This is a genomic window from Streptomyces panacea, from assembly GCF_040560175.1.
In the GTDB taxonomy this organism is placed as follows: Bacteria; Actinomycetota; Actinomycetes; order Streptomycetales; family Streptomycetaceae; genus Streptomyces; species Streptomyces panacea.
The window spans coordinates 1-10,372 of the sequence record NZ_JARJHW010000232.1 but is presented as its reverse complement, the minus strand read 5'-3'; the positions used below and the strand labels follow the sequence as shown (position 1 = coordinate 10,372).

Here is a 10,372-nt window from a genome sequence, read left to right as displayed (position 1 = left end):
CGCCGGTGCCGGGGCGGGCGCGGCGACGGGAGCCGGCGCGGGCGCCGGAGCGGCGGGAGCCTCCTCCTTCGGCGCGGCCGGAGCCGGTGCCGGGGCCGCCGCCGGAGCGGCACCCTCGGCGCCGATCACGGCCAGCCTCGCGCCGACCTCCGCGGTCTCGTCCTCGCCGACCACGATCTCCAGCAGCACGCCGGCGACCGGGGACGGAATCTCGGTGTCGACCTTGTCCGTCGAGACCTCCAGCAGCGGCTCGTCGGCCTCGACCGCGTCGCCGACCTCCTTGAGCCAGCGGGTGACGGTGCCCTCGGTGACGCTCTCGCCGAGCGCCGGGAGGGTGACGTCCGTGCCCTCGGCGGAGCCGCCCGCCGGTGCCTCGGCGGCCGGCGCGGGCGCCGGAGCCGCCGGGGCCTCCTGAACGGGTGCGGGAGCGGGTGCGGCCTCGGCCGGAGCGGCGGGCTCGGCCGGAGCCTCGGCCTGCTGCGGCGCGGCGGCGGCCTCGCCGCCCGAACCGTCGTCGATCACGGCCAGCTCGGCGCCGACCTCGACCGTCTCGTCCTCGGCGACCTTGATCGACGCCAGGATCCCGGCGGCGGGCGCCGGGATCTCGGTGTCGACCTTGTCGGTGGAGACCTCGAGCAACGGCTCGTCGGCCTCGACGCGCTCGCCCTCGGCCTTCAGCCAGCGGGTGACAGTGCCCTCGGTGACGCTCTCGCCGAGCGCCGGCAGGGTTACGGAAACCGCCATGGTTTCAGCTGCTCCTAACGGTGGGATCTCCCCAGCCTGCGCGGAGCGCCGGGCGTGGGGAGGTGCGGTAATGGTCGTCGCGCTCGGACTGACGCATCAGTCGTGGGCGTGGAGCGGCTTGCCGGCCAGGGCCAGGTGGGCCTCGCCGAGAGCTTCGTTCTGCGTCGGGTGCGCGTGGATGAGCTGCGCGACCTCGGCCGGCAGAGCCTCCCAGTTGTAGATCAGCTGGGCTTCGCCGACCTGCTCGCCCATACGGTCACCGACCATGTGGACGCCGACGACGGCGCCGTCCTTGACCTGGACGAGCTTGATCTCGCCCGCGGTCTTCAGGATCTTGCTCTTGCCGTTGCCCGCCAGGTTGTACTTCAGAGCGACGACCTTGTCCGCACCGTAGATCTCCTTGGCCTTGGCCTCGGTGATACCGACGGAGGCGACCTCGGGGTGGCAGTACGTCACCCGGGGCACGCCGTCGTAGTCGACGGGGACGGTCTTCAGCCCGGCCAGCCGCTCCGCCACGAGGATGCCCTCGGCGAAGCCGACGTGCGCGAGCTGGAGCGTCGGGACGAGGTCACCGACGGCCGAGATCGTCTCGACGTTCGTCCGCATGTACTCGTCCACGAGCACGAAGCCGCGGTCCATCGCGACGCCCTGCTCCTCGTAGCCGAGGCCCTGCGAGACGGGGCCGCGGCCGATCGCGACCAGCAGCACCTCCGCGTCGAAGGACTTGCCGTCGGCCAGCGTGACGCGCACACCGTCCTGCGTGTACTCGGCCTTGTCGAAGAAGGTGCCGAGGTTGAACTTGATACCGCGCTTGCGGAAGGCGCGCTCCAGGAGCTTGGAGCTGTTCTCGTCCTCGACCGGTACGAGGTGCTTGAGGCCCTCGATGACGGTGACGTCCGTGCCGAACGACTTCCACGCCGAGGCGAACTCGACGCCGATGACGCCGCCGCCCAGGACGATCGCCGTCTTCGGGACGCGGTCCAGCTTCAGCGCGTGGTCCGAGGAGATGATCCGCTGGCCGTCGATCTCCAGACCGGGCAGCGACTTCGGTACGGAGCCGGTCGCGAGCAGGACATGGCGGCCCTGGACACGGCGGCCGTCGACATCGACGGAGGTCGGGGACGAGAGCCGTCCCTCACCCTCGATGTAGGTCACCTTGCGGGAGGCGACCAGACCCTGAAGACCCTTGTAGAGGCCGGAGACGACCTCGTCCTTGTACTTGTGCACACCCGCGATGTCGATGCCCTCGAAGGTGGCCTTGACCCCGAACTGCTCCGACTCGCGCGCCTGGTCGGCGATCTCGCCGGCGTGCAGCAGAGCCTTGGTGGGGATGCAGCCGTTGTGCAGGCAGGTGCCGCCGAGCTTGTTCTTCTCGATCAGGGCGACGTCCAGGCCCAGTTGCGCTCCGCGCAGCGCCGCGGCGTAACCGCCGCTACCGCCGCCGAGGATCACTAGGTCGAAAACGGTGCTGGCGTCGTTCGCCACGTCACGTCCTCCATGCATGTGCGCCGGGCGCGGTCGATGACCGGGCGGCGGCTGGTGTTCGGCCGCTGTTTCGTCGGCCCTGTGGTGGGGGCCCTGTCCTGCCGAGAACCCATCTTCGCACTTGTCGGAGGGCGGCGGGACGCGGGGCCGGGGTTCTGAGACGGCCGGTCGGCCGCGATCAGGGGTTACTGGCTCGTACGGACGCTCGTGCGGATGCCCGTACGCGCGTCGTACACACGTCGTACACGCGTGACGCACGCGACACGCACGGGATAGGCGCTCCGTACGGGAATCCAGTGCGCGGACGCGTTTCGCCGGGAGCGGAACGGCCCGCCCCGAGATCCCCGGTACTCGACCGGACAACCAGCGGGGCGGGCCACGCATTCCCGGCGGCGGCCGGGGGCCACCGGTCCGGGCTCTCAGCCCAGGTCGCCCGCGGCCGTGCGCTCGGCGAGCTTGACCAGCGTGCGGATCGACGAGCCGGTGCCGCCCTTGGGCGTGTAGCCGTAGGGGGCGCCTTCGTGGAAGGCCGGACCGGCGATGTCGAGGTGTGCCCAGGTGATGCCCTCGCCGACGAACTCCTTGAGGAACAGTCCGGCGACCAGGCCGCCGCCCATGCGCTCACCCATGTTCGCGATGTCGGCGGTGGGGGAGTCCATGCCCTTGAGCAGCTCGGTCGGCAGCGGCATCGGCCAGGACGCCTCGCCGACCTCCTCGGCAATCTCGTGCACCGACGTACGGAACGCGTCGTCGTTCGACATGATGCCGAAGGTCCGGTTGCCGAGCGCCACGACCATGGCGCCGGTCAGCGTCGCCACGTCCACGATCGCGTCGGGCTTCTCCTCGGAGGCGCGGGTGATCGCGTCCGCGAGGACGAGCCGGCCCTCGGCGTCGGTGTTCAGAACCTCGACGGTCTTGCCGCTGTACATGCGCAGGACGTCGCCGGGGCGCGTCGCGGTGCCCGACGGCATGTTCTCGGCGAGCGCCAGCCAGCCGGTCACATTGACCTGGAGGCCGAGGCGGGCCGCCGACACGACGGCGGCGAGGACGGCCGCGGCGCCGCTCATGTCGCACTTCATCGTCTCGTTGTGGCCCGGCGGCTTGAGCGAGATGCCGCCCGAGTCGTAGGTGATGCCCTTGCCGACCAGTGCGATCGTCTTCTTCGCCTTGGCGTGCGTGTACTCCAGGCGTACGAGGCGCGGGCCGTGCTCCGAGCCCTGGCCGACGCCGAGGAGGCCGCCGTAGCCGCCCTTGACGAGCGCCTTCTCGTCGGTGACCTGGACCTTGACGCCGTGCTCCTTGCCGACCGCGGTGGCGATGGCGGCGAAGGTCTCCGGATACAGGTCGTTCGGCGGGGTGTTGACCAGGTCGCGGGCGCGGTTGATCTCCTCGGTCAGCGAGATCGCGCGCTCGACCGCCGCCTTGTGCGCCTTGTCGCGCGGCTTCGCGCCGAGCAGGGTGACCTCGCCGAGCGGCTGCTTCACACCGCTGTCGCGCTTGTCGCCCTTGCCGCCCGTGGACTTGGCGGACTTCTCGGTGCCGCGGTACGCGGTGAAGGCGTACGCGCCGAGCAGCGCGCCCTCCGCCACGGCCTCGACGTCCTCGGCCGCCTCCGTGGGCAGCGCGAACGCGGCCTTCTTGGCGCCGGAGAGGGTGCGGGCGGCGACACCGGCGGCCCGGCGGAGGGTCTCGGCGCCGTACGCCTCGTCCTTCTCCGGGGCCGTACCGAGGCCGACCGCGATGACGATCGGGACCTTGAGGCCGGACGGCGCGGGGAGCTTGGTCGCCTCGCCCTCGGCACCAGTGGCGCCGAGGGACTCCAGGACGGAGGCGAGCTTGCCGTCGTACGCCTTGTCCACGGCCTCGGCGCCCGGCGCGACGGCCGGCCCCTTGGCTCCCTTGGCGACGCCGACGACGATCGCGTCGGCGCGCAACGTCGCCGCGCCGGCTGTGCTGAGAGTGAGAGCAGTCACGGTGGTGAAATCTCGCTTCCATAGAAGTTCTTCGGCGGAAGCCGGTCATTCGCAGGGCCGGCCGTGCCCACCGCATCGTAAATCGGCCCGCGGAGCACCTGGAGCGAGCCTACGCGCGGTGTTCACGTTCACTCACAGCGGCGGGCGTGCTCGGCCGTCTCGGCATGTGGTCCGCATGTGGTCTGCTGGAGCGGGCCATCCGCCCGACGATCATGAACCGAGCGCGAGGGACCCGGAACAGCCGTGAAGACCCGACTCTTTGTCCTGGCCCTGCTGCTGCTCGTGGGCGGCTGCTCCGGCCCGCCCGACGACGACGTCCGGGGCGGCGCCGAGGAGGGTCCGAGCGGCGGCGCCGGGGAGCGCTGGCGGCCCGAGCCGGGGGTCGGCTGGCAGTGGCAGCTCAGCGGCGCGCTGGACCCCACCGTGGACGTCCCCGTCTACGACATCGACGGCTTCGACCACCCCGCGTCGGCCGTCGCCGATCTCCACGACCGGGGCCGCAAGGTCATCTGCTACCTCTCCACCGGCGCCTGGGAGGAGTTCCGGCCGGACGCCGGGAAGTTCCCCAAGTCCGTGCTGGGCAAGGGAAACGGCTGGGACGGTGAGCGCTGGCTGGACATCCGCCGCACCGACGTCCTGGGCCCGTTGATGGCCGAGCGGATCGACATGTGCGAGAGGAAGGGCTTCGACGCGGTGGAGCCCGACAACATGGACGGCTACCGAAACCCCACGGGCTTCCCCCTCACCGCCGCCGACCAGCTCCGCTACAACCGGCTCGTCGCGCGCCTCGCCCACGAACGCGGGCTGTCCGTCGGCCTCAAGAACGACCTCCCCCAAATCCCGGAGCTGGTCGGGGACTTCGACTTCGCGGTCAACGAGCAGTGCGCGCAGTACGAGGAGTGCGCCGAACTCACGCCGTTCATCGAGGCGGGCAAGGCGGTCTTCCACGTGGAGTACGAGCTGCCGACGCGGGAGTTCTGTCCCGAGGCGAGGCGGCTGAAGCTGAGCGCGATGCTGAAGGAGTACGAACTGGGCGTCTGGCGCCGGGCCTGCTGAGCCGGACCGGCGGACCGGCGGTTCGGCGCCCGGCGGTTGACGGGCCGTCAGCCCAGGGTCAGGACGATCAGGGCCGCCGTCGCCGCCGTCTCGGCGAGGCCGCCGAAGACGTCCCCGGTGACGCCGCCGAAGCGGCGCACGCAGTGCGCGAGGAGCAGGTGCGCGGCGCCGAGACCGGCCGCGAGGGCCAGGACGTGGTGCAGGGCGCCGTACGCCCCGAACAGACCGCCGCACACCGCCGCGGACACCGCCGCCACCAGGAGCGCCGCGAGCACCGCCGCCCGCGCGGGCACGGAGCCCGCGACGGCGGCCCCCAGACCCTCGGGGCGCGCGGGCGGTACGCCCGGACGCGCGGCCAGCGTGAGCGCGAGCCGCGCCGTGACGGCCGCGAGGGCGGCGGCGACGGCGCCGTACGCCCAGCCCTCGTCGTACAGCTCGGTCAGCGCGGCGACCTGCCCCAGCAGGACGAACAGCAGGGTGATCACACCGAACGGCCCGATGTCCGACCGCTTCATGATCCGCAGCGCCTCCCCGGCCGGCTTCGCGCTGCCGAGTCCGTCGGCGGTGTCGGCCAGGCCGTCGAGATGCAGCCCCCGGGTGAGCGCGGCCGGGACGGCGGTGGTGGCGACGGCGGCGAGCAGCGGCGCTGAGCCCGCCAGGAGCAGCAGGCCGCCCACGGCGGCGGCGCACAGCCCGACGACGAGGCCGGCCAGCGGCGCCGCGAGCATCCCCGCACGGGCGGCCTCGCGGTCCCAGCGGGTCACCCGGACCGGGAGCGCGGTGAGCGTGCCGAAGGCGAACCGGATGCCGTCGGCGGCGGCCTGCGTCGAACGTGGGGCGCTCATCGCGCGAACAGTAGCCGGGCGGGGGTGAGCGCTCGGACGGGGCCCTGGGCCGGCCCCGGAGGGGGCTTCGGCCGGACCCGGACCCTCAGCCGGTAAGTTGCCCCATAAGCATGTAAAAGCCTTGAAAACGGGAGGGGCGTGGCATGGGTTCCTGGTTCCACCAGAACTTCGTCGAGCCGGGCAAGCTCCCCATGCTGCTCGCGCTGGTCGCCTTCGTACTGACCTTCGCGATCACGCGGATGATCACCCGTCTGATCCGCGCGGGGAAGGGGCCGTTCCGGAACGTCAGACCCGGCGGGATGCACATCCACCACGTGGTGCCCGGTGTGATCCTCATGGTGATCGGCGGCTTCGGCGCGGTCGGCAGCGGCAGGCACGGCGTCGGGGCGGCGGTGTGGGCGGTGATCTTCGGGATGGGCGCCGGTCTGGTCCTCGACGAGTTCGCGCTGATCCTGCATCTGGACGACGTGTACTGGACCGAGCAGGGCCGGCAGAGCGTGGAGGTCGTGATCCTCGCCGCGGCGCTGGCGCTCCTGGTCCTGAGCGGCTACTCGCCGCTCGGCGTCGACTCGCTGTCGGCGGAGGAGCGGCAGGACCGGGTCTCGCTGCTGATGAGTCTCGCCATCAGCTTCGTCTTCGTCCTCGTCACGCTGCTCAAGGGGAAGCTGCCGATGGCGCTCGTGGGTGTGCTGGTGCCCCCGGTGGCGATCATCGGCGCGCTGCGGCTCGCGCGACCGGGCTCGGTCTGGGCCCGCCGGTTCTACCGCCGCCGCCACCGGGCGCGGGCCCGGATGACGCTGCGCGCGTACCACCGCGACCGCCGCTGGTCCGGGCCGCGCCGCCGAGTCCAGGACTGGATCGGCGGAGCCCCGAACGACGAGCTGAACCGGGCCGCGACGCCCGATCCGCCGCGCTGAGTCGCGTCCTCCAGCGCGCACACCGCCACGACCAGCAGGATCGCCGCCAGATGCTCACGGCCCGCGAGGTTGTCCTTGAACGCGACCTCCAGGATCGCGACCAGTGTCACCAGCGCCGCCGTGAACCAGGCCCGGTAGTGCCAGCACACATAGACCGCCAGTCCCACGACCGCCGCCGACGGGCCGGTGTCGATCACCGAGGCGTTCGATTCGGGGAGGCCGACGGGACCGACGGCCCCGTGCGGGCCGAGCGTGACGGCCACGCGCGCGTAGAAGGTGCCCGCGAGCGTCGCGGCGTACGCGATCAGCAGCGTGCGCCACCTGCCCACGCAGATCTCCGCGATCCCGAAGGCCAGCAGGATCTGCGCCAGCGCGCCCCACACGGGCAGGTCGAGCGCCGGTACGAACAGCGACAGCGGCGTACGGAGCAGGGCGAGCCACAGCGGGTCCTCCGCCCGCACGCCGCCGAGGTCCAGCACGGGCCGCAGGCCCCACGACTGGTTCTGGGCGATCTGGAGCAGGGCCGTCAGACACACCGCCGCCAGCGTCATGGGGATCGCCCGCCAGGTCCGCCGCGCCAGCGCGCTCCGTACGGTCCGCAGCGGCACGCCCCACTCACGGCGGGCGGCCCGGACCACGCTCGACCGGATTGATCCCGCTTCTCCCATGAAGCGGGATCATATGAGGCTTATGTCAGGCCTGTTCGCCCGGCGTGCGGTCGCGCGACCGCACGGACGGAAGGACTTCAGGATGTACGGCTCCGAGACCTGCCCCGCTCGCCACCGGGGGCCGCGCCGCCGTCCCCGCACGCGCCGTCGCTCCACGAGGCGGGCGACGAACGCCCGTGTTCGGCGCAGAGCCCCTGGGGCGTGTCCGTGAAGTCCCGCCCGGCCCGCGCCGCCGCGGTGACCTCGGCCACCGCCACGGCGGGCGGCGCCTCGCCGCGTTGTCGTCGGTCGGCCACGTACGGCCGGTCCGCCGACAACGCCGGTCCGCCGCCGTGCGACGCACCGCACCAAACGCCGCGGGCCCCGCCCCTTCGGGCGGACGGCGCCACTTCGCGGACACGACCTAGGTGATGTCCTCGACGCCGGCGCTCTCCGCCCCCGCTTCCGCGGGCTCCGGCGTCTCCGGCCGCTGTGGAAGTTCCGCCGCCAGCGCCGCCGCGGCCTGCACCATCGGCAGCGCCAGCAGCGCGCCCGTCCCCTCGCCCACGACCACTCCGTGGTCGAGCAGCGGAGTGATCGCCATCCGGTCCAGCGCCTTCCCCTGCGCCGGCTCCCCGCTCACCTGGCCCGCGAGCCACCAGTCCGGCGCCCGGAACGCCGCCCGCTGGCCGACCAGCGCGCACGCCGACGAGACGACGCCGTCCAGGATCACCGGCATCCGGCGCACCGCGCTCTGCAGCAGGAAACCGGTCGTCGCCGCCAGATCCGCACCGCCGACCGTCGCCAGCAGCTCCAACTGGTCACCGAGCACCGGCCGCGCCCTGCGCAGCGAGTCCCTGATCGCCGCGCACTTGCGCATCCACGCCAGGTCGTCGATCCCCGCGCCGCCGCGCCCCGTGACCACGGACGCGTCCGTGCCGCAGAGCGCCGCGATCAGGGCGGCGGCCGGAGTCGTACCGCCGACGCTCAGATCGCCGAGGACGACCAGATCCGTGCCGGAGTCGGCCTCCTCGTCGGCGATCGCCATGCCGAGCCGTACGGCCTCCTCGGCCTCCTCGATCGTCAGCGCGTCCTCGACGTCGATACGCCCGCTGCCGCGCCGCACCCGGTGACGTACGACCTCCGCGGGAAGCAGCTCCGGATCGCAGTCCAGACCGGCGTCCACGATCCGTACCGGCACCCCCGCCCGGCGCGCCAGCACGGCCACCGGGCTCTCGCCCTCCAGTACCGCGCGCACCAGCAGATGCGCGCTCCCGGCCGGGCGCGCCGAGACATTCAGCGAGGCGACACCGTGGTCACCGGCGAAGAGCACCACGCGCGGCTGCTCGATGGCCTTGACGGGCACGGTCGCCTGCGCGGCCGACAGCCACTCGGCCAGTTCGTCGAGCCGGCCCAGCGCGCCGGGCGGGACGATCAGCCGCTCGCGGCGTTCCTCGGCGTCACGCCGCAGACCGCCGTCGGGGCGCTCGATCAGGTCGGAGAAGTCGTCGAGATTCAGCGAGCTCATTCGCGGAACAGTACCGGCAGCCCGCCCACTCGCACCGGCCCGCCCGCCGTCAGCCGCGCAGGGTGAGGGCCTGCCCGGCGACGACCAGCAGGAGGTGCTCGCACTCGGCGCCCACGGCCGCGTTCAGCCGCCCCAACTCGTCGCGGAAACGCCGGCCCGACGCCGTCGCCGGCACGACGCCCGAGCCGACCTCGTTGGTCACCAGGACCACCGTGCGCCGCGTCGCGCGCACGGCGCCGACCAGTTCGCCCGTCCGCTCCCGCAGTGCCTCCTCGCCGCCCGCGCCCCACGCCGCGTCGTCCCAGGCGCCCACCCGGTCCATCGCGTCCGTCAGCCACAGCGACAGGCAGTCGACGAGCACCGGCGGGCCCTCACCGGCCAGCAGCGGCACCAGGTCGCAGGTCTCGGCGGTCCGCCAGGAGCCCGGGCGGCGGTCTCGGTGCGTCGCGACCCTGGCCCGCCACTCCGGGTCGCCGTCGCGGGCGCCGCCCGTCGCGACGTACAGCACGCCGGGAAAGGCGGCCAGCCGCCGCTCGGCCTCGAAGGACTTGCCGGAGCGGGCACCGCCCGTCACCAGGGTGCGGCGCGGCAGGTCGGGGACGGCGTGGTACTCGCCGACCGTCAGCGTCGTCCCGTCCGGCACGGCCCGCGCGCCCGCCGCCGCCAGCCTGCGGTCCAACTCGGCGCCCGGCGGCACCTCGTGGCCGATGTGGACGGCGATGACGTCGGTGGCCGGACCCACGAGTCCGGCGGCGCGCAGCCGGGCCAGGGCGTCGGGGCGGCCGGTCACATCCGCGACGAGCATGTCGTACGGGGCGGGCCCGGCGGCCCGTACGGAGCGGGCGCCGCCGTCGCCGTTGCCCGCCGGGAGCCCCGCCGGGGCGCCGCCCGGGGGCAGATACAGCAGCCGCTCGCCGTCGGGTGCCGTCACCTCGTACCCCGTACCGGGGGAGTCCATCGGCACGGCCCGCACCCGGTGCCCGCTGATCAGCGTCAGCACCCGACCGTCGGCGACACGTCCGGCGGTCGGCAGTCCGGCGGGCAGCTCGACCGCCGGACCGTCGTGCGGGTGCGTGAGCAGCACCTGCCGTACGCCGCTGAGTGAGTGCCCGGCCCGCGCGGCGGCCAGCGCCGCACCGGGGGTGAGGTCGAGCAGCACCGCGCCGTCCACGAGCAG

General features: G+C 73.3%; 9 protein-coding genes and 1 pseudogene. 2 read left to right on the top strand and 8 right to left on the bottom strand.

Annotation, left to right across the window (positions count from 1 at the left end):
• The 3 genes from P3L51_RS32615 to P3L51_RS32605 all read right to left on the bottom strand — a co-directional run.
• Positions 1–744: biotin/lipoyl-containing protein (locus tag P3L51_RS32615; protein ID WP_354608949.1), on the bottom strand; the 744-nt coding region annotated here is incomplete at its 3' end.
• Between the two features lie 96 nt (positions 745–840).
• Positions 841–2,229, bottom strand: a complete 1,389-nt coding sequence (gene lpdA, locus P3L51_RS32610) for a dihydrolipoyl dehydrogenase (RefSeq protein WP_354608948.1) — start codon at positions 2,227–2,229, stop codon at positions 841–843.
• 419 nt (positions 2,230–2,648) lie between these two features.
• Positions 2,649–4,202, bottom strand: coding sequence for a leucyl aminopeptidase (locus P3L51_RS32605; protein ID WP_354608947.1), 1,554 nt, complete (start codon positions 4,200–4,202; stop codon positions 2,649–2,651).
• Positions 4,203–4,445: 243 nt separating this feature from the next.
• On the opposite strand from P3L51_RS32605, the gene P3L51_RS32600 reads away from it, so the two are divergent.
• Complete coding sequence (locus P3L51_RS32600) at positions 4,446–5,258, top strand: endo alpha-1,4 polygalactosaminidase (RefSeq protein ID WP_354608946.1); 813 nt, start codon at positions 4,446–4,448, stop codon at positions 5,256–5,258.
• A 47-nt stretch (positions 5,259–5,305) separates the two neighbouring features.
• On the opposite strand, the gene P3L51_RS32595 is transcribed toward P3L51_RS32600, so the two are convergent.
• Positions 5,306–6,103, bottom strand: a complete 798-nt coding sequence (locus tag P3L51_RS32595; RefSeq protein ID WP_354608945.1) for an adenosylcobinamide-GDP ribazoletransferase — start codon at positions 6,101–6,103, stop codon at positions 5,306–5,308.
• Between the two features lie 143 nt (positions 6,104–6,246).
• On the opposite strand from P3L51_RS32595, the gene P3L51_RS32590 reads away from it, so the two are divergent.
• A complete protein-coding gene (locus P3L51_RS32590; protein WP_354608944.1) occupies positions 6,247–7,020 on the top strand; it encodes a hypothetical protein in 774 nt (257 codons plus the stop codon).
• On the opposite strand, the pseudogene P3L51_RS32585 reads toward P3L51_RS32590, so the two are convergent.
• The 4 genes and pseudogenes from P3L51_RS32585 to P3L51_RS32570 form a co-directional block, all read right to left on the bottom strand.
• Positions 6,954–7,688, bottom strand: a pseudogene (locus tag P3L51_RS32585) (hypothetical protein); the annotation flags it as partial. The gene P3L51_RS32590 and the pseudogene P3L51_RS32585 sit on opposite strands and share 67 nt — an antisense overlap.
• A 77-nt stretch (positions 7,689–7,765) precedes the next feature.
• A complete protein-coding gene (locus P3L51_RS32580; RefSeq protein ID WP_354608943.1) occupies positions 7,766–7,984 on the bottom strand; it encodes a hypothetical protein in 219 nt (72 codons plus the stop codon).
• A 107-nt stretch (positions 7,985–8,091) separates the two neighbouring features.
• Positions 8,092–9,186: a nicotinate-nucleotide--dimethylbenzimidazole phosphoribosyltransferase gene (cobT, locus tag P3L51_RS32575; RefSeq protein ID WP_354608950.1), complete on the bottom strand. Its 1,095-nt coding sequence runs from the start codon at positions 9,184–9,186 to the stop codon at positions 8,092–8,094.
• Between the two features lie 58 nt (positions 9,187–9,244).
• Positions 9,245–10,372, bottom strand: a 1,128-nt coding sequence (locus P3L51_RS32570) for a bifunctional adenosylcobinamide kinase/adenosylcobinamide-phosphate guanylyltransferase (protein ID WP_354608942.1), incomplete at its 5' end; no start/stop codon positions are given.

Excerpts from the sequence above, each read along its gene's own strand:
- P3L51_RS32590 (WP_354608944.1), top strand. The coding sequence starts at position 6,247 with ATGGGTTCCTGGTTCCACCAGAACTTCGTCGAGCCGGGCAAGCTCCCC.
- P3L51_RS32595 (WP_354608945.1), bottom strand. The coding sequence starts at position 6,103 with ATGAGCGCCCCACGTTCGACGCAGGCCGCCGCCGACGGCATCCGGTTC.